Genomic DNA, 26,053 nt, shown 5'->3' with positions numbered 1-26,053 from the left:
CGGGAATTTGGCTGTTCCGTGTGCGTAGAATGCCTTTCAATGAGGCATCAGAACTAAGAGTAATCGACCATGTTTCGCTCGATATTTTGCCTGATCGCAATTGCCTGCGCTTTGCCCGCAACTGGGATCGCCCAACCACAGAGCTTTCAATCGCCGTCCATTGTCATCCTCGGCGACAGCCAAATCCCGTTTGGATCCGGGCCCGTGTTTCTCGACTTTTTCGAGAATATCAAAACCCACTGCCCGCCGACCCCGGAACAGGCCGCCAACCTTGAGGTCCTCGCCGACATGAAGGTCGCGGTGATCGGCGTGCGGTCCACCTCGCTGCATTCGTGGACCGCCAAGATGGGCAAGGCCAAGGGCGCCATTTGCGATGTTGATCCCAAGTGGAAGGTCAACGCGGGCACTTATGGTTTCATCAACACGACTGGCAACAAGTACAAACAGATCGGTCGCGGCGACGCCTACCAGTTCTGCGAAATGGACCGCTCGGCTTTTCAGGTGATGTTCCGCCCCGACTACTACGCGCCCAAGCTGATCCTGCTGTCCTTTCTCGGCAACTCGGCCAAACGGTGGGCCAATAGCTTTGACAAGGCCATGGAAGACGTGCGGCGCATGAACGAACAACTGCCCGCGGGCACGCCCTGCATCTTCATGACGACGGCACCCAGCTATTCCAAGAAGATCACCGACCTGCGGCTCAAGGCGCAGGCGAATGTGAAACGCGCCTTTGCCGAAACCGGCAGCCAGTGCAGCTTTGTCGAAGGGGCAACACCCGAAACCGTGGCCGCCAACCAAGGCAATCGAAAATACTTCCGCGTCAACAAGTCGGGCAGGGTCAAGGATCCCTACCATCCAAACGAAAGGGCCGCAAAGACGTTCTTCATGATTGCAATGGACGACATCTGCACGGCCGTCTACGACCAGATCGGCGATGCCATGCCGGAATTGGCTAAACGCTAGGCCAGAATGCGCACCGGCCGTGAGCCGATGCGCATCGCGGGTTTATAGCCCCTTGGCGCGGTAGCTGTCGGCAACCTTGCCGATGGACACGAGATACGCCGCCGTACGCAGGTCGTCGACGTCATCCCTGTCATGCCAAACGGAGGCCATGGACTGGTAGGCCGTGCGCATCGTGTCATCGAGGCCGGACCGAACCAGCTCCAACTCGCCCGCGCCGCGCAGGTACTTGTCCTTGAAGTCCGGCGTCATGCTCCACTTGTCACCCAAATGGTGGCTCAGCCGCTCAAGTTCGTCCACGACCAACTGGTGCCGCGCCTCTTCCTGTCTGCGTTGCATCCGGCCAAAGCGGATGTGGCTGAGGTTCTTGACCCATTCGAAATAGGACACGGTCACCCCGCCGGCATTTGCATACATGTCGGGAATGATCACAGCCCCCTTGTCGCGCAGGATCGTATCCGCCCCTGCCGTAACGGGGCCATTCGCCGCCTCGATGATCAGGGGCGCCTTGATGTTGCTGGCGTTCGACAAATTGATAACCCCTTCGAGGGCCGCCGGGATCAAAATGTCGCACTCGGTCTCCAGCACGCTTGCGCCGTCTTCGACATGGGTCCCTTCGGGGCAACCGGCGATACCGCCGTGGTTCGCAATCCAGCTGCGGATTGCTTCCACATCGAGGCCGTTGGGATCTGTCAGCGCGCCGTCGCGCTCGATGATCCCGACGACAGCACAGCCGTCTTCTTCCGACAGGAACTTGGCCGCGTGATAGCCGACGTTGCCCAGCCCCTGCACCACGACACGTTTGCCATCAAGAGACCCCGAAAGGCCCGCCTTGGCGACGCCCTCGCCATCGCGAAAGAACTCGCGCAACGCATATTGCACGCCGCGACCGGTGGCCTCGGTCCGGCCCTGAATTCCGCCCGCATTGGTCGGTTTGCCGGTGACGCAAGCCACGCCGTTGATGTCGGTGGTGTTCATGCGCTTGTACTGATCAGCAATCCACGCCATCTCGCGTTCGCCCGTGCCCATATCCGGGGCGGGCACGTTCTGGCTGGGATTGATCAGGTCGCGCTTGATCAGCTCATAGGCAAACCGCCGCGTGATCTGCTCCATCTCGTGATCATCATACTCGCGCGGATCGATACACAATCCACCCTTTGATCCGCCAAACGGGGCCTCGACCAGGGCGCATTTGTAGGTCATCAGCGCCGCAAGCGCCTCGACCTCGTCCTGATTGACGCCCAGCGCAAAGCGGATGCCCCCCTTAACCGGTTCCATATGTTCCGAGTGCACGGACCGATACCCGGTAAATGTCTGGATCTGCCCACGCAGCCGCACACCGAACCGCACCGTATAGGTGGCGTTGCAGACCCGGATCTTTTCCTCCAGCCCCGGCGGCAAGTCCATCAGCGCAACGGCGCGGTTGAACATGATGTCCACGCTCTCGCGAAAACTTGGCTCATTCGGGGTGCTCATCCGGGGTCTCCTTGTTCCGGTACGACTCGGTCACGTCCGAGTCTGTAGCGCCAGCCTATGACGGTTCGCTCATTTCGTGCGACATTTTTGTGCACAAATTGAATTCGAGCAGCCGTTTCCTCAATTCGTTAACAAACTGTGAACAGTGGCCCACTGTCGTGCCCATTGATGCAAGCTGTTCTGAAATCTCCTCACAGGTTCCGTGGTTTCGCCCAAATTCGAACACAATGCACCGCCACTCCGACACTTGGAGAAAAGGGTCATCAGATCCGAAAACCATAACCTTCTGGGTGTACCATGCGACTGAGCTTAAAATCGAAACCATCCGCCACGGTGATGCTGCAAAACCGCATGACCCGGTTTGCACGCGATGAAGCCGGCACCATGACGATCTTTGCCGTCATGATGTTGATGATGATGCTGCTGGTTGGGGGCATCGCGGTCGACCTCATGCGCAACGAGATGGAACGCACACGGGTTCAAGGCACGCTCGACCGTGCTGTTCTTGCTGCTGCCGACCTTGACCAGACATTGGATCCCAACGCAGTCGTACAGGACTACATGGCCAAGTCGGGCCTCGCGCAATACGCGGTCTCGGTCGATCCGGATACCGGCATCAACTACAAGACTGTCACCGCACACACAAATGGCACCACTCCCACGCAGTTCATGCGCCTGATGGGAGTGCCGACCCTGCCCGTACCGGTCCGCAGTGCCGCCGAGGAACGCATATCTAATGTCGAGATCTCCATGGTTCTCGATATTTCCGGCTCGATGGGTCGGAACAGCAAGATGGAAAATCTGCAAGTTGCGGCCAAGACGTTCGTCGATACCGTGATCCGTGATGAAACCGACGACCTCGTTTCGATGTCGCTGATCCCCTACACCGCGCAGGTGAACGCAGGCTTCCCGATCTTTGACGAATTGAACGTTCCCGACCTGCACGCCTTTTCCTACTGCGTGGATTTCGACGCCGTCGACTTCGAGGTGACTGGGCTCGATCTCGCCAAGGAATACGAGCACATGCAGCACTTTGAAGAGGGCTGGAACTGGAACAATCCGATCGGCAATCCAGGCTGTCCGCAGCAGGACTACGAAGAGATCATGGCATTCAGCCAGGATGCCAACAACCTCAAGGCCCGTATCGACCAATATCGCGCCCGCGCAAACACCTCGATCCACCTTGGCATGAAATGGGGCGTGGCGATGCTGGACCCCAGCTTCAAGCCGATCACCCAGGCTCTGTCGCTTCAGAACCGCATCGACGCGGCATTCGCGAACCGGCCTGCGGCATATAACGACCCTGAGACATTGAAGACCATCGTGCTGATGACAGACGGTCAGAACGTGAACACGACCCGCATCCAGCCGTGGTATTACGACAGTCCCAGCGAGCGCGTGCACTGGTCCAAGTATCCTTTGTATTGGTACCTGAACAACTACGTGTCGAACAGCTGGAGCAACTGGCGCTACACCAAGTACACGTCCAGTCAGGCCGACACGATGCTGGGCAATATCTGTGACGCCGCCAAAGCCAAGGGCATCGTCGTCTGGTCCATCGGTTTCGAAGTCACCGACTACTCAGCTGGCGTCATGGAAGACTGCGCCTCCTCGCCCTCCCACTTCTTCCGGGTGGAAGGCGTAGAGATCAGCGAAGCCTTCGAAGCGATCGCCAAGCAAATCAACCAGTTGAGGCTTACACAATGATACGCCATGCGACACGATACCTGCGCCGGTTTGGCAAGGACGAGAACGGAAACATGATGGTCGAATTCGCATTGGCCTTGCCTTTGCTCTTCACCATCTTCCTGACCTCGGTCGAAATGGGCATCTATGCTTTGCGCCAGAACTTTCTGGATCGCGGGCTCGACATGGCCATCCGGGACGTCCGGCTGAATACAGGCGCGAATTACACCCACAAGCAGGTCAAGGATCTGATCTGCGGGTATTCCGGGTTCCTGCAGGACTGCGATTTCGCGCTGAAGCTTGAGATGACGCCGATCAATGCACGGTCTTTCTCTGGCTTTGCGGGGGCTGCCGAATGCGCTGACGTCTCATTGCCGATTACGCCTTCGACGACATTTGTGCACGGTTCCGAACACCAGCTGATGCTGATGCGCGCGTGCTACATGTTCGAACCTGTCTTTCCGACAACCGGCCTTGGATATTCGTTCACCAAGGACGGATCCGGCCGGGTCAAGATGGTGTCGCTGTCCGCCTTTGTTCAGGAGCCAAGCACATGATCCGTTTCACGAACTTTCTGCGCCGTTTCCGTGACGATGAAAAAGGCATGATCGCTGTAGAAACTGTGATCATTATCCCAGTGCTTTTCTGGGCCTACCTGTCGATGTTCGCGATCTTTGACGCGTACCGTCAACACTCGTTGAACCAGAAGGCCGCCTATACGCTGGGTGATATCATTTCGCGGGAAACGACGCCGCTCGACAGCGCCTATCTGAACGGGACGCGCGAGATGCTGGCCTACCTGACTGCAAATCGCAAATGGGATGTCGCCATCCGCGTGACCAGCGTCCGGTATGACGCCAACAACGACATCTACAAACGCGACTGGTCGCGCCGCAAGGGATGGCAACCTGCCCTGACCAACACCGCCGTCAAAGCCCTGAAGGACAATCTGCCGGTTCTGCCGCACAACGAACGTGTGATGGTTGTCGAAACTTTCGTGAAATACGACCCGCCCTTCAATACAGGACTGCAAAGCCGCGAAATCCACAACTTTGTCTTCACCCGCCCGCGCTATGCGCCGCGCGTCTTGTGGGATAACGGAACCTGATCAGGACCCGTCACGCTCTGCGATCATGGCCGAGATCATCTCGGCCATGAATTTTGCCTGGTGACCAGGTGTCATGCCACCTACACCAACCCTGCGACCCATCCGCCACCACAGGCCCGGACGCCAGGTCCGGGCTGCGGGCGTGGACAGGCGCAGCAGGAATCCGTTCGACGGCTTGAACGCAAACATACCGCGATCAATGCTGTGAATGTCGTCGGCCTTGGCCAACACCTCGCCACTGCTGTCGCGCAATTCCTGCATCGTCAGCTCGAGGCTGAGCGCCGTGGCCCGGCGCATCTGTTCCGCGATCCAGATTGATCCGCCGCCCAAAGCAAACAGAAACAACTGCCAGCCCATGGCAGGCGGCTGCACGATCGCCACGTAAATCACGAGGAGCGACAGGACCCAAAGAGATCCGATGCCCAGAATACGCCGTCCCGGAGATGCAGTGATCGTGGCCAGAACGCGGGTCGGGTCTGATGTGTCTTGGTTCAACATGCCGCGGCTCTAGCCCGCCACCCAAGCGCCCACAAGTCCCTTCAACGCCGCACAATCACCTCGGCACCCTGTTCCTCCGGTTCGTCATCCGTCATTTCCGCCGGAAAACCGGGTGCCGTGACATCGAGACCGGTGGCTTCTTCGAGGCGCTTGATGATGTTCGGCGACAACTCCCGCGGGCCAAAACGCGCGATGCCATCCTGAAAGATATCGATCAGCAGTGGGTTCAACTGCAACGGCACACCCGCGCGGTCCGCCACATCCTGAAACAGGCCGATGTCCTTGGCCACCAAGTCCATCGTAAACGAGATATCGCGGCTGCCGTTCAGGATCACCTGGCTTTCGGTCTCATGCACAAAGGACGTGCCGGAACTGATGGCCATCGCCTCATAGGCCACACCGAGGTCCATGCCAGCCCCCTTGGCGACCGTCAGCGCTTCGGCACAGCTGACCAGATTGGCGGTAGCAAGGTAATTCGTCAGAACCTTGAGCACCGAGGCGGAGCCAAGATCGCCCGTGTGCAACACCCGTCGTCCCATTGTCGTCAAAAGCGGCAGGATCCGCTCGAAGGTCGGTCGATCACAGCCTGCAAAGATGCTGATGTTTCCAGTATCGGCCCGGTGACATCCACCCGACACCGGGCAATCCACTGCCGCGCCGCCCGCAGCAATGACCTGTGCGCCAATCCGTTTGACTTCGGCCTCATCCGTTGTCGACATTTCCATCCAGATCTTGCCCGGACCAACATGCGGCAACATTTCATCCATCACCGCTGCTGATGCCGCTGGGCTGGGCAAGCAGGTGATGACCGCGTCGCAAGTCTGCATCAGATGCGCCGGGCTTTGCCCGTCTTGCGCGCCCGCGGCGACTTTGGCCGCGACGAAGTCTGCATTCAGATCGTGCACGTGCACGTCGTGGCCGTTCCGGATCAGGCTGCCGGATAGTTTGCCACCCACATTGCCAAGTCCGATGAACCCGATTTTCATGGGCTGTCTCCCTTACGTATTTATCCCGCAGTCAATGTGGCACGCGAGCGCCATGTCCCTCCCGTTTGCGACACCTGTGACCTGGTATGACCGAAAATCGTGTAAGAGCGCCTCAGCTTTCGTCATCGCTGTCTTCAAAATGGAACAGGCCCATGGCGCTCTGGCCCAGCGGGATGCCGGCGAATGGACCGCCATGGCGGTAATTGGACGGATCCGCAGGGTCGAGGGGATCGAACTTGGCGTAAATCTCCTCCGCGAACTGTTCGGCATTGTCGCGCGGGCGATACCCCAGATGCCGGGCCGCCGAATTGTCCACCGGCGCGCGGTCATTGTCCGACACACCGTACACAATCGAAAAGCCGGTGATCGGCGTGTCGATGGCGCGCCTCACCAGCAGGATGAGGTCATCAAAGCTCAGCCAACTGCCCACCGCGCGCGGGTTCGATACCTTGGCACAGCTCAGGATTCGAAGGCACACGGATTCAAGCCCGCGTTTCTCCCAGTACATACGGCCCAGATCCTCGGCAAAGCACTTGGCCAGCCCGTAAAAAGTGTCAGGCCGGTGCGGTACATCGATGCCGATGGCCTCGTTCTTGGGGTACATACCAACGGCGTGGATGGAGGATGCATAGACAACGCGCCGCACACCATGGCGATAGGCCGCCTCCCAGATATTGTAGGCACCTACGAAATTGGGGCCCAGCATCTCTTCGAAGGGGACCTCATCCACGATCGCGCCGAAGTGCACAACCATATCTGCCCCTTCTAGCAGAGGGGCGATCTCGTCCATGTTTGACAGGTCGGCTTTGACATAGGTCTCGTTGTCCGCGAGCGCGCCCAGATCATCGACGATATCCGTGGATACCAGCGTCTCGCACAAGGCCGCCAACGGCCCCCGCAAATGCGTGCCCAGATTGCCTGCGGCTCCGGTCAGAACCAGTTTTTTCATTTTTCTCCTCCGTCGGTCAGATGACCGCTTTTTCGATGATGGGTGTGCCTGCGGGGATGCGCGCATAGTTGAAAGGGCTCAGGTCGATGCTGCGATATGCACCATAGACCAACCATTCGGCCGTTCCTCGACCCATCGCAGGCGACTGTTGCAGCCCGTGACCGGAGAAGCCATTGAGAAAGATGAAATTCTCGACCTCTGTGTGCGGCCCCATGATCGCATTGTGGTCAAACGTATTCATCGCGTAATGCCCGGCCCATTCAGACGTGACCTTGATCGCCTCGAACTGCGGGATCCGTGTCGCAAGGGCGGGCCAGATGTGGTTCTCCCAGATCGCATGATCCATGTCGTAATCGTCATAGCCCACCGCCAGGTCGATATCGGCATGACCGCCTGCCTGATAGGTTCCGCCGCCGACCTCGCGGACGTGCACTCCAGACGGGTCAATCGTCAGCGGCAGGTCCCGGTCCAGCGGGTGTGCCGCGTTGAACATCCATGTAAATCGTTTGCGCGGTTCGACCGGCACTGAAATCCCTGCCATCCGCGCGGTGCGGTCGGCCCTTGGCCCCGACGCGTTGACCACCTGCCCGCAAGCGATCACCTCGCCACTGGCAAGGGTGACGCTTTCCACGCGCGTGCCAGCAGCGTTGCGTGTCATTGCAACGACTTCGTTCTGTACGTACTCCACGCCACGTTCGCGCGACTGCCTGCGCCACCAGTCAAACACGCCAGCCCCGTCGAAATACCCTTCGTCCACGGTGTTGATGGACCCCAGGACGATGTCGTCCACATTGTAGAACGGGTACGCCTGCTTGATCTCATCAGGCGTCATCAGGCGTGTCGCTGCCCCGGCGGCATTCTGAACGCTGACGCTTTCGCGCAAGGTGTCTGCAAATGCCTCGGTATCGGCAAGATACATATAGCCGAAATTGTGGATCGACAGGTCAGGCACACGTGTGTCACCGCCCATATAGCTGCGGATATTCTTGACGAAATTCGCAGCGAACTGACTGATGCGGACATTCAACTCGGTGGAAAACTGCTGGCGCATGCAGCTGTTGGTGTGGGCCGTCGAACAGGCCTCGTAGGTCAGGTCCCGCTCGACGACCAGAACAGTGCCATCAAAATCGGCGTTGTCGCTGAGAAACCATGCGGCCGACGCCCCCATGATCGCGCCTCCGACGATGATGACGTCATACTGTGTTTGTTGCGGAGTTTGCTGAGCCATAGGCGCACCCGATTGTTGGAATTCACGTCATTCAAAGCCGCGACGGGCGCACATTGCTCGGAAAATGCATCCTGCACCAGTCAGTTTTTGGGAATTCCGCACGTACCGCCTGCGCGGAAATCGACAGGAAAATGCTCAAGATGTAGGCAACGGTATCGATCGCGCTTGGACAAGCGATCACTTTTTGTGCACTTGCTGCGGCGCAGCAAGAATTCTGACGCTGCCGCCGGTTGATGCTTGTTTCGCTTGCGATGCCGCCATTACCGTCAACTCAGTCGAGCAATTACGCTTTACGCCGTCCCGTTCCAACACGGGACACGAAAGAGAGCAAAGCCGTCCGGTCAGGATCACGCGTTCCTCCTCCCTCGCGCCTGCACCGGACGGTTTTTGTTTGTCAGGTCGGCACGACCGCCCTCCGCATCACAGCGCCAGGTAGAGATACATGTTCACAACGGTTTTGACCTCGAGAAGGATCTGATTACTCAGGTTCGCCAATTTGACCTGATCTACGTCAGTCTACTTCATTTCGCCTGAGATCCGGAGGATCGCCGATAGCTGTTCCCAAACGGTTGCAATTCGATCCAACTGTTTTTCCATCTGCCTGTCCGGGGGGCGCATAACGCCGATATCCGGCGCGCCCCGTGTCATCGAGACCATCAGGTCGTCCATCGCCATGATGGTCTGCTGCAACGCGGCACTGCGCCCGGCCCGGTCAATGTCCAGCGCGATCAGGCAGTATTCATTCGACGCCTTTATCGCGTACGTGGCCAAACGGTTGGCCGCACGGAGCGTCGTACCAAGATCCGGGCGCATCTGCGTCCCGTATTCCGTGACCTGGCGCGCCGCGAGAGTGGCAGATTGATCCAGGATCAACTGACCATAAATCAACATCTGCCCCATCGGCACCGTGTGCAAATCACCTGACGCAATCTGCTGACTGGCTGGGCGCAAGACGAACCACGATGTTTCAATGCCCGAGAGCACAGACCGGATTGCCGGGTCCTGTTCCATGTTGATGCGAAGGTTGTCATTCCCATCCAACAACCCTGCAAGGGTCGTATCGAACTGGCGTACCGCACTTAATGCACTGTCGGCATATCGTTCCGGCTGAATCCCGGCCATCACAAAGCAGACGTCCCGCGCGATCAGTTGCGACAGCATCCCCTGCCGGGCCGACAGGCTGATTCGGTTCTTCGCGTTCTCCATTTCGGGCACCGCGGTCCACGCCACGGTGGCAGCGCTGACCATGCAAAGAATGAAAACTGACAGATAGCTCTTCACGCGCTTTGTCCTGCCTCCGCAATACGCCCACCGGATACCAGACAGGTCTTACCAACCGGTTAGTTCGCGTGCCAAACCGCTGCAGCAGATGCGAAACCGTGCAATTCAATGTTCAGTTGACCATTGCGCTCACTGTCACTAGCGCTACCATTCAAAGCGCTTTGCTTTGAAGAAATTGCCGATTCAGAAGGATACCCAATATGCGCGAATGGTGGCGGGATGCCGTGATCTACCAGATCTATCCCCGGTCGTTTCAGGACGACAACGGAGACGGCGTCGGCGATCTGCCGGGGATCACCCGCAGGCTGGATCACGTGGCGTCCCTCGGCGTGGATGCGATCTGGTTGTCGCCGTTTTTTGCCTCGCCGGACAAGGACATGGGGTACGACGTGTCCGACTACACGGCCGTCAGCCCCCTTTTCGGCACCATAGCGGATTTCGACGCCTTGGTGCAGCGTGCCCATGATCTGGGTCTGAAGGTCATCATCGATCAGGTGCTGTCGCATACATCGGACCAGCACGCGTGGTTTCAGGAGAGCAAGCTGGACCGCACGAATCCCAAGGCCAACTGGTACGTTTGGGCCGACCCGCAGCTTGATGGCAGCCCGCCCAACAACTGGCCCTCCGTCTTTGGCGGATCGGCATGGATGTTCAGCCCGCTGCGCAAGCAATATTACCTGCACAACTTCCTGACCGCACAACCCGACCTGAATTTCCACAACCCTGAAGTCGTCGACGCGCTTATCGAAGGGATGGAATTCTGGCTCAAGCGCGGGGTCGACGGGTTCCGGCTGGATACCGTGAACTTCTATGTGCATGACGCAAAACTGCGCAACAATCCGGCGGCTGAATATGACGACATGCCCGGCCATCCCTACGGCGCACAGATCCACATGTACTCCAAATCGCGCCCCGAAAACCTTGATGTGTTGCGACGGCTGCGGGCACTGACGGACCAGTACCCTGACCGGATGATGATCGGTGAAGTCGGCGATGACGGCATCCGTCAGGTTGAACTGATGGCCCAATATACCAGTGGCGAAGACAAGCTGCATATGGCCTATTCCTTTGCCCTGCTCAGCCCGGATCACAGCCCCGATCACTTTCGCCGTTGCATCCAAGGGTTCATGAAAGAAGCCCCCGATGGATGGCCCTGCTGGTCGTTCTCCAACCACGATGTGCAACGCCACGTGACGCGGTGGGCGCCGACACCGGACTTGGAAGACACCGTGGCCAAGCAGGCCATCAACATGCTGATCAGCTTTCCGGGCACTCTGGGCATTTATCAGGGCGAGGAACTCGGCCAGACCGAAACAGATATCGAATTTCACGAGCTGACAGACCTCGGCTACATAGATTTCTGGCCCGACAACAAGGGCCGCGACGGGTGCCGGACGCCGATGGTCTGGGAGGCGGATGCGCCCAATGCCGGGTTCTCGGATGCAGAGCCGTGGCTGCCGGTCAAAGCACCGCAAGCCGCACACGCTGTCTCCAATCAAGAGGCGCAGAATGACAGCGTGCTTGCCACGTACCGCGCGGCGTTGGCCTATCGCAAGGCCCGACCCGAGTTGCGTCTGGGCTTGGCGACTTTCCCGACCTTGTCGGATCCGCTGCTGGCGGTCAGCCGGACACTCGACGACACTTGCCTGACAGGTGTGTTCAATCTGTCGGACACGTCGCACACCGTAACCCTCGTGCCCACAGCGTCACTTACCGGCCCCCGACACGCCGACATCAACGGAGATATACTGACGCTTCCGGCTTTCGGGTTTGCCTATGTGGAGACCACAGCCGCAGAGGCTCCGTTTGCATGACCCGACTTAGGCGCACGTAAACAAGGGGTCCCGTTTTGCAGAAACTGCGTTAGGTTGAAATCATTGAGACCGTTTGCCAGCACCTCCCAAAGCAACGAACGGAAAAAGAGAAAGACATAAACACGTTATGCCAAGACTGAAATCGACCGAGGCTGCCTTGCGTGCCGCGCCACCTGCCGACATCATCGCGGCATTGCTGGCCGGGCGTTTGGCCGACCCGTTTCAATTCTTGGGCCTGCGCGACCATCCGGACGGGTACGCGTTGAACGTCTTTGTCCCCGGCGCGGACGAGGTGACATGCATCACGGGCAAATCATCCCGCACAGCGCTGGTACCGGTGCCAGATGCGCCCGGCCTGTTCTGTGGGTTGCTGCGCAAAGCGCAGCCCTACAGGCTGGCGGCCCGCAATCACGAGGCCGAGTGGACGTTTGACGACCCCTACCGCTTTGGTCCGGTCCTGACCCATGATGATCTCTATTATATTGGCGAAGGGTCAATGCACCGGCTTTGGGCCGCCCTTGGCGCGCATTTGATCACCCACGAGGGCGTAAAGGGCGTTCACTTTGCCGTCTGGGCGCCCAGCGCCACGCGGGTCGCGCTGGTGGGTGACTTCAACCTTTGGGATACGCGCCGCCACGGCATGCGCCGCATGGGGCATTCGGGCGTGTGGGAGATCTTTGTCCCCGGCATGTCGGCTGGCGACGTCTACAAATATGCGATCCATGGTCCCGACGGGACCGTGCTGCCGCTCAAGGCGGACCCGGTTGGCTTTGGCTCTGAACATCCACCGCGCACGGGGTCGGTTGTCCGCGACATCTCTGGTCACAGCTGGACCGACGAGGCCTGGATGGAGGGCCGCGAAGCCAAACACGACATCGACGCCCCCATTTCGATCTACGAGGTGAACCTGGCCAGTTGGCGCCGCGCCGAAGGCAACCGGCCCCTGTCCTATCTTGAACTGGCCGACACGTTGGTCGACTATGCCGTCGACATGGGGTTCACCCATATCGAGCTGATGCCCATCACCGAACACCCCTTTGACGGATCTTGGGGCTACCAGCCCATCGGGATGTACGCGCCCACCATCCGCCACGGCACGCCGGACGAATTCCGCGCGCTGGTCACAGCGGCGCACAAAAAGGGGCTGGGCGTGTTGCTGGATTGGGTGCCCGCGCATTTCCCGACCGATGAACACGGGCTGGCGCAATTCGACGGTACGCACCTCTATGACCACGCCGACCCGCGCGAAGGATTTCATCAGGACTGGAACACCGCGATCTACAATTTCGGACGGCGCGAGGTGGTCAACTGGATGCGTTCCAACGCGCTCTACTGGCTTGAAGAATACCACCTCGACGGATTGCGCGTGGATGCGGTGGCCTCGATGCTGTACCGCGACTATTCCCGCAAGGACGGCGAATGGGTGCCCAATGCCGATGGCGGGCGCGAGAACTACGAAAACATCGCCTTCCTGCGCGACATCAACAGCTTTGTCTACGGCGAGGTGCCGGGCATCATGACCGTGGCCGAGGAAAGCACCGCCTTTCCCGGAGTGTCGCGGCCCGTGTATCTGGGCGGCCTCGGCTTTGGCTTCAAATGGAACATGGGGTGGATGAACGACACCCTGCGTTACATGGAAGAAGACCCGATCAACCGCAAATACCACCACCACTTGATGACCTTCGGCATCAACTATGCGTTCTCGGAAAACTTCGTCCTGCCCATCAGCCATGACGAAGTGGTGCACGGCAAGGGGTCGATGCTGGCCAAGATGCCGGGCAATGACTGGGAAAAATTCGCAAATGTGCGTGCCTATTACGGGTTCATGTGGACCCATCCGGGCAAAAAGCTGTTGTTCATGGGCCAGGAGTTCGCCCAGCGCGAAGAATGGAACCACGATCAAAGCCTCGACTGGCATCTTGTCGATGCACCGGCCCACGCGGGCGTGCAGACGTTGGTGCGCGACCTCAACACACTCTACCGGGCGACGCCTGCGCTTTACCGCAACGACGTGCGACCGGGCGGGTTTGCGTGGATCGATGGCGGCGACGTGGAAAACTCGGTCTACGTGTTCCAGCGCATTGGCGATCCGGAAGAGCCGCGCGCGGTTGTCATCATGAATATGACGCCGGTCGAACGGCCCGACCACCGTGTTGGCCTGCCGGGAACCGGTTACTGGCGCGAGGCGTTGAATACAGATGCCGTCGAATATGGCGGGGGCGGGCGTGGCAATCTGGGAGGAGTGCGCGCCGAACCGATAGAGTGGATGGGCCAGGGCCAATCCGCATCTGTCACGCTGCCACCATTGTCGACGGTGATACTGATTGAAGGGGAGGACGAGACATGAAACCGACACCAAACCACCGTTTGTCGAACCGCGCGATGGCCTTTGTGCTTGCGGGGGGACGCGGCAGTCGGCTCAAGGAGCTGACCGACAACCGCGCCAAGCCTGCGGTCTATTTCGGAGGTAAAACGCGCATCGTCGACTTTGCCCTGTCCAACGCCCTGAATTCCGGCATCCGGAAGATGGCAATTGCCACGCAGTACAAGGCCCACAGCCTGATCCGCCACTGCCAGCGTGGTTGGGGGTTTCTGCGCGCCGAACGGAACGAATACCTTGATATCCTGCCCGCATCGCAACGGATGAATGACGAGAAATGGTATCTGGGCACCGCCGATGCCGTGGCTCAGAACATCGATATTATCGACAGCTATGGCGTTGATTTCATTGTCGTCCTTGCGGGTGATCACATCTACAAGATGGATTACGAAATCATGTTGCAACAGCACCTGAACGAAGGTGCGGATGTCACGATCGGGTGCCTCACCGTCCCGCGGATGGAGGCGACGGCCTTTGGCGTCATGCATTGCGACACCAAGGACCGGATCACCGATTTCCTTGAAAAACCTGCCGATCCGCCCAGCATCCCAGGCGACCCGGATCATGCGCTTGCCTCGATGGGGATCTATGTCTTCCGTTGGGAATTCCTGCGCGATCTGCTGCTCAAGGATATGGAGGACGCAAACTCCAGCCATGATTTCGGCAACGACATCATCCCGCAGATCGTCAAGAACGGCAAAGCCGTCGCGCACCGGTTCGAAGACAGTTGCGTGCAGTCAGGGCTTGAGACGGAGCCCTATTGGCGTGACGTCGGCACTGTCGACGCGTTCTGGCGCGCGAATATTGACCTGACCAAGTTCACGCCACCGCTCGATCTCTATGACAACAGCTGGCCGATCTGGACCTACGCGGAAAGCGTCCCACCGGCCAAGTTCATTCACAACGAGGAAAAGCGGCGCGGCATGGCCGTGTCGTCGATGGTCTCGGGCGGATGCATCATCTCCGGGTCGGAAATCTCCGAATCTTTGCTCTTCACCGGCGTGCGCAGCCACTCATTTTCGTCAATGAACCAGGTGGTTGCCTTGCCATATGTCGAGGTTGGCCGCGAGGCACAGTTGAGCCGATGCGTGATAGACCGCGGTTGCGTCATCCCCGAAGGCTTGGTGGTCGGCGAGGACCCCGAAGAGGACGGCAAGTGGTTCCGGCGCACGGATAACGGGATCGTCCTGATCACCAAGGCCATGCTTGACGCACGTGCGGCCGCTCTGGACTGATCCCATGAAAAAGGTGCTGTCCGTCACGTCCGAATGCGTTCCCCTGATCAAGACGGGGGGCCTTGCGGATGTGGCAGGCGCCCTGCCCGGCAGCCTCGAGGCGCAGGGCTGGCATATGCGCACCCTCCTGCCCGCCTATCCCGGAGTGGCGGACAAAGCGGGCGCAGCGGAGGTCGTGTTCGCATTCGACGACCTGATGGGCGGGCGCGCGCGAGTGCTGGCGGGGTCAGAGGCGGGGATCGACGTGTTAGCCCTTGATGCGCCGCACCTATTTGACCGCGCGGGTGGCCCCTATGGCAACCCAACCGACTTTCCCGACAATCCTGTGCGCTTTGCGGCGCTTTCCTTTGCTGCGGCCCAGATTGCAGCCGAGGGCCTAAGCGACAATTGGCGTCCCGACGTCCTGCACGCCCATGACTGGCAAGCGGGCCTTGCTCCCACCTATCTGCGTCTCAACGGCGTCACGGATGTGGCCAGCGTGATGACAGTGCACAACATCGCCTTTCAGGGACTGGCCCCAGCCGCCATGCTGGGCACGATGGCCCTGCCCTTGTCTGAATTTACCTCCGACAAATTGGAATACTGGGGCCAGATCAGCACGCTCAAGGCCGGTCTCGTCGATGCGGGCGCTGTCACCACGGTCAGCCCCACCTATGCTGGCGAACTGATGCGCGGCGAATTTGGCATGGGCCTCGAAGGGGTGATGGCCGCCCGCGCGGGCGATCTGAGCGGGATCCTCAACGGCATCGACATGGATGTGTGGAACCCGGCCACCGACGCGCAAATCACCGCTTATTCCGCGACCTCGCTCAAGGGCAAGGCCACCAACCGCAAGGCGCTGGTGTCCGAGTTCGGCCTGTCGCGCATCACAGGCCCGCTGGCCATCGTGGTCAGCCGCCTGACCTCGCAAAAAGGCATGGACCTCATTGCCGCCACGGCGCATCAGTTCGTCGAGGCGGGTGGCGGATTGGCCATTCTGGGCAGCGGCGATCCGGTGATCGAAGACCAGATGCGCATATTGGCGCGGAACAACCCCGGCAAGGTCGGCCTGCGCATCGGCTATGACGAGGCGTTGTCGCATCGCATGTTCGGCGGCGGCGATGTGGTTCTGGTGCCCTCGCGTTTCGAACCATGTGGCCTCACGCAACTCTATGGTCTGCGATACGGCACTGTGCCGGTTGTTGCGGCCACGGGTGGCCTCGCCGACAGCGTCATCGACCACAACATCATGGCCCAGACCGCCGGTGTCAGCACGGGTTTTCAGTTTCACCCCATAGATGAAATGGGGCTTTCACAGTGTCTGCGCCGCGTCATTGCACAGTTTTCGGACAAATCGGGGTGGACCCGACTGCAAAAACGCGGAATGAAGCAGGCATTGGGGTGGGAGGCCTCGTCAGCGGCCTATGCCGCCCTTTATGAGAAACTGACCGATGAACGTCGCAGCTCAACATAACCTGCCCAAGTCTTTGAAAAACCATTCCATGTCTGCCGGGCGCCCGTCGCCAATCGGGGCGACATTCGATGGCGAGGGCGTCAACTTTGCGGTGTTCTCCGAACATGCAGAGCGGGTGGAACTGTGCCTGTTTGACCACGATGGCTGGATCGAGATCGCGCGCATCCCGCTGATGGAACGCGATGGCGACGTCTGGCACATCTACATCGCGGGCCTGACGCCGGGCACGGCCTATGGCTACCGCGTGCATGGGCCCTATGATCCGGAAAACGGCCATCGGTTCAATCCAAACAAACTGCTGCTGGACCCCTACGCCAAACGGGTGATCGGGGATCTGGCGTGGAACGATGCGGTCATGGGCTACACAATCGGCGCCAAGGCCGCCGATCTCAGCTTTGACCGCCGCGACAGCGCCCGTTATGTGCCGCGGTCGGTGGTGGTCGACCCCAGTTTCCAATGGGGCTCGGACACCGCGCCTGAAACCAGCATGTCCGAAACGCTGATCTACGAGGCGCATGTCAAAGGCATGACAGCCGAATTTCCCGGCCTGCGCCGCAGCGAACGGGGCCGGTTTCTCGGCATGGCCAGCGAGCCGGTGCTTGACCATTTGACCAAACTGGGCGTGACCACCGTTCAGCTGATGCCGGTACACGCCTTTCTCGACGACAAATTCCTGATCGACGCCAACCTCAGCAACTATTGGGGCTATCAGTCCATCGGCTTTTTCGCGCCGGAACCGCGCTACATGGACGCGGCGGGCATCTGGGAATTCCAGACGATGGTGCGGCGGTTCCACTCTGCCGGGATCGAGGTCATCCTGGATGTGGTCTACAACCACTCCGGTGAGGGCAACCACCTTGGCCCGACCCTGTCGTTTCGCGGGTTGGACAACCTGTCCTACTACCGTCTGCTGGATGACGGTCGGTACTATATCAACGACACTGGCACGGGAAACACGCTGAACGTCCGACATCCCATGGTGCTGCGCATGATCATGGATTCGCTGCGTTACTGGGTCGAGGTCATGCATGTGGACGGCTTCCGCTTTGACCTCGCTACCGTGCTCGGGCGCGAAACCGAAGGGTTCAACCGCAATGGCGGGTTCCTCGATGCGCTGGGTCAGGACCCCGTTCTGAACAAGGTCAAACTGATCGCAGAGCCGTGGGACCTCGGCCCCGGCGGCTACCAGCTTGGCAACTGGCCGCATCCGTTCCTGGAATTCAACGACCGCTTTCGCGACGGCATCCGCAAGTTCTGGCGTGGCGACGATGGGCTGACCGGGAAACTGGGCCGCTGCCTGCTTGGCAGTGCGGACACGTTTGACCATTCCGGGCGCGCCGCAACGTCGTCGATCAACTTCGTCACCTGCCACGACGGCATGACTCTTCGTGACGTGGTCAGCTATGATCACAAGCACAATCAGGCCAACGGCGAGAACAATCGCGACGGCAAGAACGACAACTATTCCGACAATATGGGCGTCGAAGGGCCGACCGACGATGCGGACATCAACGCCGCGCGCCGCAAGCGCCAGCGCAACTTCCTTGCCACGTCGTTCCTGTCGCAGGGCACGCCATTCCTGCTGGCAGGTGACGAAATCGGCAATACACAAAACGGCAACAACAACACGTTCGGACAGGACAATCCGCTGGGCTGGGTCAATTGGGCCGACCGTGACGAAGACCTGCTCGACTTCGTCAAACGCCTGACCCGACTGCGCCGCGACAACAAGGTGCTGCGCCAAACCCGCTTCCTGCACTCGCGCCCGCGCAGCAAGGACGGCAAGCCGGACGTGTTCTGGCGCCTGCCCAACGGCAACGCGCCCACCCGTGAACAATGGGAAAGTCCGACAACCAAGGCAATCTGCGTGGAGTTGCGCACCTCCTCCACCACACCGCCCTATGCCGCCTCGGACGATGTGATTTTCCTTGTGTTCAACGCAGGCGACGCCATCGACGTGGCACTGCCGCCTTGCGTTCCGGACAAGACTTGGGAGAAGATACTCGATACCGCCGCGCCCCAGGACGGCGAGGTCTGCATTTACGGCGCATCCGTCGCAGTGGAGGCCGCATCGGTCTGCGTGTTCACGCTGACCCCACTTGCCTGAAAGGACATGACATGACCCGCACGACGATCACGACCGCCCCCATTGCCGGGCAAAAGCCGGGAACGTCGGGCCTGCGCAAGAAAACGCGGGTATTCATGGGGGCGCATTACCTCGAAAACTTTGTCCAGGCGATGTTCGACGGGGTCGGCGGCGTTGCGGGCAAAACTCTCGTGGTCGGCGGCGATGGCCGGTTTCACAATGACACCGCCACGCAAACCATTCTCGCCATGGCCGAGGCGAACGGCGCCGCGCGCGCCATTGTCGGGCAAAACGCGCTGCTTTCTACGCCTGCCGCGTCCAACCTGATCCGCACCCGTGGCACCGATGGCGGCGTGATCCTGTCGGCCAGCCACAATCCCGGCGGCATCGACGAAGATTTCGGGATCAAGTTCAACATGCCAAATGGCGGCCCCGCCCCCGAAGCTGTGACCAACGCCATCCATGCACGGACCGAAACGCTGGACGCCTACTACATCTGGCAAGGCGCGCCCGTGGACCTCAGCCAGTTGGGCACTACGCAGCTTGGCGCGATGGAGGTCGAAATTGTCGACCCGGTGTCGGCCTATGTCGACCTGATGCGCAGCCTGTTCGACTTTGACGCCATCGCCAAGATGATCGCGGGCGGCATGCAAATCCGGTTCGACGCCATGTGCGCGATCACCGGCCCCTACGGCCGCGCCATCCTCGAAGACGCCCTCGGCGCGCCCAAAGGCACGGTGACACATGGAACCCCCTTGCCCGATTTCGGCGGCATGCACCCCGACCCCAACCCCACTTGGGCGCACGAGTTGATGGCCGAAATGATGGGGGACGCAGCCCCTGGTTTCGGCGCGGCGTCGGACGGCGATGGCGACCGCAACATGATCGTCGGCCCCGGCTGCTATGTCAGCCCGTCCGACAGCCTTGCGGTGATTGCCGCCAACGCGCATCTGGCCCCAGGCTACAGCGGTGGCCTCAAGGGCGTGGCGCGGTCCATGCCGACCTCGGCCGCCGTTGACCGTGTGGCCGAGGCACTGGGCATCGATTGCTATGAAACGCCCACGGGCTGGAAATTCTTTGGCAACCTGATGGATGACGGGCGGGTGTCGCTCTGTGGCGAGGAAAGCTTTGGCACAGGCTCGGACCATGTCCGCGAAAAGGACGGCGTGTGGGCCATTCTGATGTGGCTCAACATCATGGCCACCACGGGCAAATCCGTGCCGCAATTGATGCAGGATCACTGGGCGCGATTCGGACGCAACTATTACTCGCGCCACGACTTCGAAGCGATCGAGACGGACAAGGCAGATGCCCTGATGTCCGGCTTGCGCGGCAAGCTGCACGACCTTCCCGGACAGACCTTTGGCCCGCTGACCGTCATCGATGCCGATGACTACGCCTATCTGGATCCGGTCGATGGCAGCACGTCCGAACGCCAAGGCGTCCGCGTCGTTTTCGAAGGCGGCGCTCGGTTTGTCGTGCGCCTGTCGGGCACGGGAACCAGCGGCGCAACCCTGCGGCTTTATCTGGAAAAGCTGGATACCGAGCAGCTGAACCTCGACCCCCAAGAGGCGCTGGCCGATGTGATCGCCGCCGCCGAAACCGTGATCGGCATCGCCGCCCATACCGACCGCACGGCCCCCGACGTGATCACCTGACCCGTCGCCAAACACGCCACAGCGCCATCGCGGCACCTGCGAGGGCCGCGATACTCACGGCGATCTTGGTCACAGGCTCCATCGTGCCCTCGATTAGGAGCGCGTGGATCACCGTGGCGGATACAATCACCGCGGCAAGCGCCGTGTGCACGCGGCGCCACGTGACGGGGTGCAATCTGAGGCGTCGGCGCAGTGTGGCCATAAGAGCCGCTGCAAAAACCGCCCACATCGCCACGACGCCCCAGACAGAAAACGGGGTCGGTGACCGCAACAATAGCGCATCCACCACATCCGGCGGGCTGGTCAGCCACAGCCCGATCAGGTGAACGAGCACCAGCCCCACCACCGCAGCCCCCAGCACGCGATGCACCAAACGACCCGCAGGCCGGGAGAGGCGCGGCAGATCTCCGCCTGCCAACAGCGGCTGGCACACCAGAACGGCCAGCGCCAGCACGCCTGCAAAACTCGCGGCAATATAAATTGGGTCGCGCCACGCGAGCAGCGGACTGCCAGCCGCCGCCACCAGCGGTACAACCAGAACAACCGCCAACAGCCCCCAGATCGCAACCGTGCGCCACAAGGACGCCGCAGGGCGCGCCATCAGGCCCCGGCGGGGTTCAGCACGAAATCGGCCTGCAAGCTGGTATCGCTGGACCGTGCCATCACGGGGCGCAGGAACACCGTGTCAAACTCGGGGTCATCATAGGCCAGATGCCCGTGCGCCTGCCCAAAGGCCGGCACGATCTGCGGCATCTCGAGGCGGAAGACACCTCGTGCATCTGTCAGCGTCGCGCCGTGGCTCTGAGGGTCGCGCTCGTGCCCTTCGGTCGTGTGCGCCCAGATCTGGATACGGATCCCTTCGAGCGGCGCACCATCGCCCGCGCGCCGCACCGTACCTGACATCCAGAACCCGCCGCCGCCGATCCGCTCCACGATGGGCGCGCCGGGACGGTAATTGTTGGCCCCGCCTCGCATGGTCGGCGTAGGTGCCAGCCCGTTGGCCAGCACGGGCCGCCACAAACCCGTGGCCAGAACAGCCCCGGCAGAGGCCATCACCTGTCTGCGCGTTGGCACGAAATCGGTCATACCCGTGATCTCCTGTTCGATCCTGTCACCTTCGAACATAGTACATGGTCCCTTAAGTCGAGAGATCACACCCTGCAAGACACGGGCTTGCAGTCACAGGATCGTGAGGCAAGGCGACATGGCGATCATTTGCCGATGGCAGGCGCCACCACCCCTCGGGCACACCACGCATCAAAGATGCTCAGCGCTGTTTCGGCAAAGATGGGATCGTTGATATGCCCCGCGATGCGGTGCACGTCGACATGTGCGGGCATTGCGCCCTCGAACGCCGACAGGAACGCGTCAAGACCTGCGCGATCGTGCAGATCCGCCCCTTCGCGGTCCCATTCACCGAGCCCGTGTTGCGGCAAAAGCACCGCGACCGGTCCTGTCGCCTGCGCCAGTTGCTCCGCATGGGCCTGTGCCACAGCGCGGCGTTCCGCGGTGTTCAGTACGACGGATGTAAGCAACCGGTTGTGCGCATGGCTAAGATGCCCGGACCATTTCTTGGGCAGTGGCTGCCACCCGACCAGATCCACCAGATCATAGCACCCCGGCGCAACCAGTTGCGGAATCCCGCGCTTGCCCGCATGGGTCAACCGCCCGGCCCCTGCGGAGATATTCGACCCATGAATGTGGTTGCCCAGTTCCTGGGTGCAGAAATCAAATACACAGGCAAACGCGCCCTGATCGGCAAGCGCCTCAAACGCGCGCCCGCCCATGCCCGTTGCGTGGAACACCGCAACCTCGAACCCCCGTGCCTCCAGCGCCGGTTTCAGCGGCACCATGTAGCGCAAGGCCGATTTGCCCAGCGACGTCATCCCGATCAACGGTTTCGCACGGTCCGGCGGAACGACCGCGCGCGCCGCACCCAGAACCGCCCCCGCCGCCTGGCTGAGCGACGCCTTGCACACCTCGTTCAGCCCATACAGCCCACCGGCCCACAGTATCATCTGTGTGTCAGCGGCCAACCGCTCGGCCGGGATCAACGGGGAAAAGGACACCGTCGACACGATGTATTTGGGCACCCCCAAGGGAAGGGCCGCACAGACATCCAGCGCCAGATCCGTACCCATCGTCCCGCCCAGAACGATTACCCCGTCAAACAGCCCTTCGGCATAGACGCGGGACGCAAGATGGGCGGTCCCGGTGGCCATGATCTGCATCGCATGATTTTCGTCGCCCGCCGCCTTGGCCGCCTCGATGCTGCTGCCGCCCTCGGCCGCGACATCATGCTTGGAATAGTCCACAGGTACGGGCGGGTCCCCCAGAACAGACACATCCATGGTGCGCACGCGCCCTCCCTGCCCCCGGATCACGTCCGCAAGAAACGCCAACTCATCCGACTTCGTGTCATAGGTGCCGACAACCAGAATCGTCTTGTCCGTCATGCCTACACTCCTAAAGCTTGATCCACGCCGTCTTGAGATTGATGTATTTTTCCAGCGCGTGGAGCGACTTGTCACTGCCATTGCCCGATTGCCCAACGCCGCCCAAAGGGACGGTCCCGTCCGCACCGCCATAGGTGTTCACATGCATGACCCCGGTGCGAACTGCCCGCACCATCCGGTGCGCGCGGGACAGGTTGGACGTCCAGACCGCCCCCGCCAGACCGTATATCGTGCCATTGGCCAACCGTACGGCCTCCCCCTCCGCGTCAAATGGCGTTACGGCCAGAACCGGTCCGAATACCTCGCGCTGCGCCAGCGTCGCGCCCGGTGCAACACCGGTGACAATCGTGGGCGCCATGTAAAAGCCGCCAGTCTCCTTGCGCACCTGTTTGCCGCCCGTCACCACCTGCCCGCCCTCGGCCCGTGCGGTGGCAACGAAATCAAGGTTCTGCTGCAACTGCGGGGCCGAATTGACAGCCCCGATCGCAGTATCGAGGGACAACGGATCGCCCACCCGCATCGCTTCGGCATGGCGCGCCACGGCAGATACGAAATCGTCGTGGATCGACGCCTCTACCAACAGGCGCGACCCCGCGACGCAGACTTGCCCCGCATTGCGAAAGATCCCTGCCGCCGTCACCTTGGCCGCGTTGTCCAGATCCGGCGTGTCGGCAAAGACGATGTTAGGGGACTTGCCGCCTAGTTCGAGATATACGCGCTTCATGTTGGACCGCGCCGCATAGTCGAGCAATCGCCGCCCCGTCGTGCCAGAGCCGGTGAAAACCAGAACGTCCACGTCGATCGACAGGCCCATGGCCTCGCCAACAATGGCGCCCTCACCTGTCACCGCGTTCAGAACGCCGGGCGGCAACCCGGCCTCGTAAGCAAGCTCGACCATGCGCAACAGCGACAGGGATGCGGTTTCCGCAGGTTTGACCACAACCGAATTGCCCATCGCCAGCGCAGGACCCAGTTTCCACGCGCCGATCATCAGGGGGAAGTTCCACGGAATGATCGCACCAACCACACCCACAGGTTCCTTGTGGATCAGGCCCAGAACATCCCCCGCGGTCGGGGCGACCTCTCCATAGACCTTGTCCAGCGCCTCCGCGTAGTAGCGGATGGTGTTGGCTGCCGAACCCGGCTCTGCCTTCAGGGCCATGCTGATCTCGGTTCCATTGTCGCGGACGCCCAACACGGCCAGTTCCAACGCATGCGCGTCGATCAGATCGGCCCAGCGCATCAGCACCTTTTTGCGTGCAGCCGGAGCCTGCGACGCCCACCTGCCATCTTCAAAGGTCGCGCGGGCGGCAGCAATCGCGGCGTCCATGTCCGCGCGTGTGCCGCGCGCCACCGTGGTCAAGACGGTCCCATCGATGGGCGACTGGACCTCCATCGCCTGCCCATCCGATGCGGGCACGGAGGCCCCGTTGATCCAGTGACCAAAGGCGGCAACAGGGGCTGCGCGCAACGCATCAATTGAGGCTTGATCCATTTTCACCCCCTTCTTGGCTCACTATTTGAACCATTGTTTTATTTTTATAGAGTCTATCCTGTTCCCGCCCCTGTCAATTGGTTTTGCCCACATCACTGGGTTTGACATGTAGTGAATATCCTTTGCCAAAGGGGCGGATATCCAGAATGATCGCAGTAACAGTCAGGGAAATCACAACGTGAGCAATAGGCTAGAGCAAGGCATGCAAACCCGCCGCGAGGTTCTTGGCGACGCGCATGTCGACCGGGCAGAAGCGGCCAAGACAGCCTTCGACGCGCCGTTCCAGACCCTGATCACCGAAGGGGCATGGGGCACAGTCTGGGCCGATGACACGATTTCCCGTCGCGAGCGGTCGATGCTGACGCTTGCATTGCTGGCCGCCACCGGCAACTTCGAGGAAATCCCCATGCACATCCGCGCCACGGCCAACACCGGCGCATCGCAGGATGACGTGATGCAGGCGTTCCTGCACGTGGCCGTCTATGCGGGCGTACCCAAGGCCAACCATGCCATCAAACTAGCCAAGCAGACGTTCAAGGAAATGGAAGCCGGATCATGAGCGGGCCCACGCTCACCCCCAGCCTCGGCGGTTACGTGCCGCGCGACCGGACGTGGCAACCCGATGCGCTGACGCCGCCTTACAAAACCTCCGTCAAACGCAGCCCAAGCGCGGCCCTTCTGTCCTTTCCCTCCTCGCTTAGCGAAGAAACCGCGCCCATCTTTGGTCATGGGATCCTTGGGGCGCTAGACAACGATCTGCTGCACAACTTTGCGACCCAAGGACAGTCTGCCATCGGCCCGCGCATCATCGTGCATGGACGCGTTCTGGACGAAATGGCTCGCCCGGTTCCAGGCGCGCTGCTCGAAATTTGGCAGGCAAATGCAGGTGGCAGATATCGCCACAAAAAGGAAAGCTACCTCGCCCCGCTTGACCCGAATTTCGGGGGCTGCGGGCGGACGATCACGGCCGCCGATGGGTCCTATGAATTCCACACCGTCTATCCCGGCCCCTACCCTTGGCCCAATGGCATGAACGACTGGCGGCCAGCGCATATCCATTTCTCGGTCTTCGGCCACGGGTTTGCGCAACGGCTTATCACCCAGATGTATTTCGAAGGCGACCCGCATATCCCGCTCTGCCCCATCGTCGGTGCCCTGAAATCCCAAGAGGCGGTCGACGCGCTGACCGCGCCGCTGGACATGCACCGGACCGTACCGATGGACAGCCGTGCGTTTAAATTCGATATCGTGCTGCGCGGGCGGCGGCAGACCTTTTTCGAAAATCGCAAGGACGGGATGTGACC

Annotated in this window: 22 protein-coding genes; 12 read left to right on the top strand and 10 right to left on the bottom strand. The window is 60.7% G+C overall.

All coding sequences use genetic code 11. The features are described 5' to 3' along the window. Positions 1-69: 69 nt before the first annotated feature. Positions 70-963, top strand: coding sequence for an SGNH/GDSL hydrolase family protein (locus Q0949_RS02900; protein WP_299368331.1), 894 nt, complete (start codon positions 70-72; stop codon positions 961-963). A 42-nt stretch (positions 964-1,005) separates the two neighbouring features. On the opposite strand, the gene Q0949_RS02895 is transcribed toward Q0949_RS02900, so the two are convergent. After that, positions 1,006-2,436, bottom strand: a complete 1,431-nt coding sequence (locus Q0949_RS02895; RefSeq protein ID WP_299368328.1) for a Glu/Leu/Phe/Val dehydrogenase — start codon at positions 2,434-2,436, stop codon at positions 1,006-1,008. A 297-nt stretch (positions 2,437-2,733) separates the two neighbouring features. On the opposite strand from Q0949_RS02895, the gene Q0949_RS02890 reads away from it, so the two are divergent. Genes Q0949_RS02890 through Q0949_RS02880 form a run of 3 tightly spaced genes read left to right on the top strand, consistent with a single transcriptional unit; the run spans position 2,734 to position 5,230 of the window. Then, positions 2,734-4,143, top strand: a complete 1,410-nt coding sequence (locus Q0949_RS02890; protein WP_299368324.1) for a Tad domain-containing protein — start codon at positions 2,734-2,736, stop codon at positions 4,141-4,143. Continuing rightward, complete coding sequence (locus tag Q0949_RS02885; protein WP_299368321.1) at positions 4,140-4,679, top strand: TadE/TadG family type IV pilus assembly protein; 540 nt, start codon at positions 4,140-4,142, stop codon at positions 4,677-4,679. Before Q0949_RS02890 ends, Q0949_RS02885 begins: the two co-directional genes overlap by 4 nt. Continuing rightward, positions 4,676-5,230: a TadE/TadG family type IV pilus assembly protein gene (locus Q0949_RS02880; RefSeq protein ID WP_299368318.1), complete on the top strand. Its 555-nt coding sequence runs from the start codon at positions 4,676-4,678 to the stop codon at positions 5,228-5,230. Before Q0949_RS02885 ends, Q0949_RS02880 begins: the two co-directional genes overlap by 4 nt. Here Q0949_RS02880 and Q0949_RS02875 read toward each other — a convergent pair whose 3' ends face one another. The 5 genes from Q0949_RS02875 to Q0949_RS02855 form a co-directional block, all read right to left on the bottom strand. Then, positions 5,231-5,728: a hypothetical protein gene (locus Q0949_RS02875; RefSeq protein ID WP_299368316.1), complete on the bottom strand. Its 498-nt coding sequence runs from the start codon at positions 5,726-5,728 to the stop codon at positions 5,231-5,233. Positions 5,729-5,769: 41 nt separating this feature from the next. Then, on the bottom strand, positions 5,770-6,714 hold the full coding sequence (locus Q0949_RS02870) for an NAD(P)-dependent oxidoreductase (RefSeq protein ID WP_299368313.1): 945 nt from the start codon (positions 6,712-6,714) through the stop codon (positions 5,770-5,772). Positions 6,715-6,826: 112 nt separating this feature from the next. Then, positions 6,827-7,663 carry an NAD(P)-dependent oxidoreductase gene (locus Q0949_RS02865; protein ID WP_299368310.1) on the bottom strand — a complete coding sequence of 279 codons (837 nt, stop codon included), beginning with the start codon at positions 7,661-7,663 and terminating at the stop codon, positions 6,827-6,829. Between the two features lie 16 nt (positions 7,664-7,679). Further along, positions 7,680-8,891 (bottom strand): FAD-binding oxidoreductase, encoded by a 1,212-nt coding sequence (locus Q0949_RS02860; protein WP_299368307.1) that lies wholly within the window; start codon positions 8,889-8,891, stop codon positions 7,680-7,682. Positions 8,892-9,407: 516 nt separating this feature from the next. Continuing rightward, positions 9,408-10,172, bottom strand: a complete 765-nt coding sequence (locus tag Q0949_RS02855) for a type IV pili methyl-accepting chemotaxis transducer N-terminal domain-containing protein (protein ID WP_299368304.1) — start codon at positions 10,170-10,172, stop codon at positions 9,408-9,410. A 200-nt stretch (positions 10,173-10,372) separates the two neighbouring features. Between Q0949_RS02855 and Q0949_RS02850 the strand changes: the two genes are divergently transcribed. The 6 genes from Q0949_RS02850 to Q0949_RS02825 all read left to right on the top strand — a co-directional run bounded on the left by Q0949_RS02850 (position 10,373) and on the right by Q0949_RS02825 (position 20,798). Further along, complete coding sequence (locus tag Q0949_RS02850; RefSeq protein ID WP_299368301.1) at positions 10,373-11,986, top strand: alpha-amylase family glycosyl hydrolase; 1,614 nt, start codon at positions 10,373-10,375, stop codon at positions 11,984-11,986. Positions 11,987-12,113: 127 nt separating this feature from the next. Then, complete coding sequence (gene glgB / locus Q0949_RS02845; RefSeq protein ID WP_299368298.1) at positions 12,114-14,333, top strand: 1,4-alpha-glucan branching protein GlgB; 2,220 nt, start codon at positions 12,114-12,116, stop codon at positions 14,331-14,333. Further along, positions 14,330-15,601 carry a glucose-1-phosphate adenylyltransferase gene (gene glgC, locus Q0949_RS02840; protein ID WP_299368295.1) on the top strand — a complete coding sequence of 424 codons (1,272 nt, stop codon included), beginning with the start codon at positions 14,330-14,332 and terminating at the stop codon, positions 15,599-15,601. Before glgB ends, glgC begins: the two co-directional genes overlap by 4 nt. A 4-nt stretch (positions 15,602-15,605) precedes the next feature. Next, positions 15,606-17,054 carry a glycogen synthase GlgA gene (gene glgA, locus Q0949_RS02835; RefSeq protein ID WP_299368293.1) on the top strand — a complete coding sequence of 483 codons (1,449 nt, stop codon included), beginning with the start codon at positions 15,606-15,608 and terminating at the stop codon, positions 17,052-17,054. 28 nt (positions 17,055-17,082) lie between these two features. Further along, the gene (gene glgX / locus Q0949_RS02830) at positions 17,083-19,161 is read left to right on the top strand and encodes a glycogen debranching protein GlgX (protein ID WP_299368291.1); all 2,079 of its coding nucleotides are present in this window, start codon (positions 17,083-17,085) and stop codon (positions 19,159-19,161) included. A gap of 11 nt (positions 19,162-19,172) precedes the next feature. Continuing rightward, positions 19,173-20,798, top strand: a complete 1,626-nt coding sequence (locus tag Q0949_RS02825; protein WP_299368288.1) for an alpha-D-glucose phosphate-specific phosphoglucomutase — start codon at positions 19,173-19,175, stop codon at positions 20,796-20,798. Here the strand turns inward: Q0949_RS02825 and Q0949_RS02820 are convergent. The 4 genes from Q0949_RS02820 to Q0949_RS02805 form a co-directional block, all read right to left on the bottom strand. After that, positions 20,791-21,399, bottom strand: coding sequence for a ferric reductase-like transmembrane domain-containing protein (locus Q0949_RS02820; RefSeq protein ID WP_299368285.1), 609 nt, complete (start codon positions 21,397-21,399; stop codon positions 20,791-20,793). The two genes, Q0949_RS02825 and Q0949_RS02820, sit on opposite strands and share 8 nt — an antisense overlap. Next, a complete protein-coding gene (locus Q0949_RS02815; RefSeq protein ID WP_299369476.1) occupies positions 21,399-21,884 on the bottom strand; it encodes a twin-arginine translocation pathway signal in 486 nt (161 codons plus the stop codon). The genes Q0949_RS02820 and Q0949_RS02815 overlap by 1 nt, the downstream gene beginning before the upstream one ends. A gap of 125 nt (positions 21,885-22,009) precedes the next feature. Next, positions 22,010-23,254, bottom strand: a complete 1,245-nt coding sequence (locus tag Q0949_RS02810; RefSeq protein ID WP_299368282.1) for a Tm-1-like ATP-binding domain-containing protein — start codon at positions 23,252-23,254, stop codon at positions 22,010-22,012. A gap of 10 nt (positions 23,255-23,264) precedes the next feature. Next, positions 23,265-24,749 carry an aldehyde dehydrogenase family protein gene (locus tag Q0949_RS02805; protein WP_299368279.1) on the bottom strand — a complete coding sequence of 495 codons (1,485 nt, stop codon included), beginning with the start codon at positions 24,747-24,749 and terminating at the stop codon, positions 23,265-23,267. 178 nt (positions 24,750-24,927) lie between these two features. Between Q0949_RS02805 and pcaC the strand changes: the two genes are divergently transcribed. Both pcaC and pcaH read left to right on the top strand, forming a co-directional pair. Continuing rightward, on the top strand, positions 24,928-25,308 hold the full coding sequence (gene pcaC / locus Q0949_RS02800) for a 4-carboxymuconolactone decarboxylase (protein WP_299368276.1): 381 nt from the start codon (positions 24,928-24,930) through the stop codon (positions 25,306-25,308). Beyond that, the gene (gene pcaH / locus Q0949_RS02795) at positions 25,305-26,051 is read left to right on the top strand and encodes a protocatechuate 3,4-dioxygenase subunit beta (RefSeq protein WP_299368274.1); all 747 of its coding nucleotides are present in this window, start codon (positions 25,305-25,307) and stop codon (positions 26,049-26,051) included. The genes pcaC and pcaH overlap by 4 nt, the downstream gene beginning before the upstream one ends. Positions 26,052-26,053 lie beyond the last annotated feature (2 nt).

The organism is uncultured Tateyamaria sp. (assembly GCF_947487805.1).
GTDB lineage: Bacteria > Pseudomonadota > Alphaproteobacteria > Rhodobacterales > Rhodobacteraceae > Tateyamaria.
The sequence above is the reverse complement of the archived record's forward strand: the minus strand, read 5'-3'. Positions and strand labels throughout refer to the sequence as shown.

What these genes read in the sequence shown, in the direction of transcription:
- Q0949_RS02870 (WP_299368313.1), bottom strand. Translation starts at nt 6,714, where the DNA reads ATGAAAATCGGGTTCATCGGACTTGGCAATGTGGGTGGCAAACTATCC.
- Q0949_RS02850 (WP_299368301.1), top strand. Translation starts at nt 10,373, where the DNA reads ATGCGCGAATGGTGGCGGGATGCCGTGATCTACCAGATCTATCCCCGG.
- Q0949_RS02865 (WP_299368310.1), bottom strand. Translation starts at nt 7,663, where the DNA reads ATGAAAAAACTGGTTCTGACCGGAGCCGCAGGCAATCTGGGCACGCAT.
- Q0949_RS02815 (WP_299369476.1), bottom strand. Translation starts at nt 21,884, where the DNA reads ATGACCGATTTCGTGCCAACGCGCAGACAGGTGATGGCCTCTGCCGGG.
- glgB (WP_299368298.1), top strand. Translation starts at nt 12,114, where the DNA reads ATGCCAAGACTGAAATCGACCGAGGCTGCCTTGCGTGCCGCGCCACCT.
- Q0949_RS02810 (WP_299368282.1), bottom strand. Translation starts at nt 23,254, where the DNA reads ATGACGGACAAGACGATTCTGGTTGTCGGCACCTATGACACGAAGTCG.
- Q0949_RS02895 (WP_299368328.1), bottom strand. Translation starts at nt 2,436, where the DNA reads ATGAGCACCCCGAATGAGCCAAGTTTTCGCGAGAGCGTGGACATCATG.
- Q0949_RS02880 (WP_299368318.1), top strand. Translation starts at nt 4,676, where the DNA reads ATGATCCGTTTCACGAACTTTCTGCGCCGTTTCCGTGACGATGAAAAA.
- Q0949_RS02885 (WP_299368321.1), top strand. Translation starts at nt 4,140, where the DNA reads ATGATACGCCATGCGACACGATACCTGCGCCGGTTTGGCAAGGACGAG.
- glgC (WP_299368295.1), top strand. Translation starts at nt 14,330, where the DNA reads ATGAAACCGACACCAAACCACCGTTTGTCGAACCGCGCGATGGCCTTT.
- pcaH (WP_299368274.1), top strand. Translation starts at nt 25,305, where the DNA reads ATGAGCGGGCCCACGCTCACCCCCAGCCTCGGCGGTTACGTGCCGCGC.
- Q0949_RS02890 (WP_299368324.1), top strand. Translation starts at nt 2,734, where the DNA reads ATGCGACTGAGCTTAAAATCGAAACCATCCGCCACGGTGATGCTGCAA.
- Q0949_RS02825 (WP_299368288.1), top strand. Translation starts at nt 19,173, where the DNA reads ATGACCCGCACGACGATCACGACCGCCCCCATTGCCGGGCAAAAGCCG.
- glgX (WP_299368291.1), top strand. Translation starts at nt 17,083, where the DNA reads ATGTCTGCCGGGCGCCCGTCGCCAATCGGGGCGACATTCGATGGCGAG.
- Q0949_RS02820 (WP_299368285.1), bottom strand. Translation starts at nt 21,399, where the DNA reads ATGGCGCGCCCTGCGGCGTCCTTGTGGCGCACGGTTGCGATCTGGGGG.
- Q0949_RS02805 (WP_299368279.1), bottom strand. Translation starts at nt 24,749, where the DNA reads ATGGATCAAGCCTCAATTGATGCGTTGCGCGCAGCCCCTGTTGCCGCC.
- Q0949_RS02900 (WP_299368331.1), top strand. Translation starts at nt 70, where the DNA reads ATGTTTCGCTCGATATTTTGCCTGATCGCAATTGCCTGCGCTTTGCCC.
- Q0949_RS02860 (WP_299368307.1), bottom strand. Translation starts at nt 8,891, where the DNA reads ATGGCTCAGCAAACTCCGCAACAAACACAGTATGACGTCATCATCGTC.
- Q0949_RS02875 (WP_299368316.1), bottom strand. Translation starts at nt 5,728, where the DNA reads ATGTTGAACCAAGACACATCAGACCCGACCCGCGTTCTGGCCACGATC.
- glgA (WP_299368293.1), top strand. Translation starts at nt 15,606, where the DNA reads ATGAAAAAGGTGCTGTCCGTCACGTCCGAATGCGTTCCCCTGATCAAG.